We start from the raw sequence: 523 nt of genomic DNA on the forward strand, positions 1-523 counted from the left end.
GCACGCATGACGGAAAACCCGACATCGACGCGCATCCTCATCATCGACGATGAGGAGCAGATCCGTCGATTCCTGCGCATCAGTCTCAAGAGCCAGGGATATCAGGTCATCGAGGCGGAGACGGCGGGGAAGGGGCTCGAGCTCGCGGCGACCCAGACGCCGGATTTGATCGTGCTCGACCTGGGCCTGCCGGATGCCGATGGCCAATCCGTGCTGAGTGAGCTGCGGCATTGGTCGAGCGTGCCGGTCATGATCCTGTCGGTCCGGTCATCGGAGAGCGACAAGGTCGCCGTGCTGGACGCCGGTGCGAATGACTATGTGACCAAGCCGTTCGGCATCCAGGAGTTCCTGGCGCGCGTGCGTAACTTGCTGCGCTTGCCCAGGGCGACAGAGAAGCCCGATGCCGGGATCTACGATGACGGCTATCTCCGTATCGATCTGGTCAAACGCTTGGTGTCCGTGATGGGCGACGATGTGCATCTCACGCGCAAAGAGTTCGCCATCCTCAAGTTGTTGGTCTCGA

At 61.4% G+C, this 523-nt stretch carries 1 protein-coding gene; it reads left to right on the forward strand.

The genetic code is table 11. The features are described 5' to 3' along the window. On the forward strand, positions 1-523 hold a 523-nt coding region (locus CKO42_RS28805), incomplete at both ends, for a response regulator (RefSeq protein ID WP_242479747.1).

It is taken from the genome of Lamprobacter modestohalophilus, from assembly GCF_016583905.1.
In the GTDB taxonomy this organism is placed as follows: Bacteria; Pseudomonadota; Gammaproteobacteria; order Chromatiales; family Chromatiaceae; genus Lamprobacter; species Lamprobacter modestohalophilus.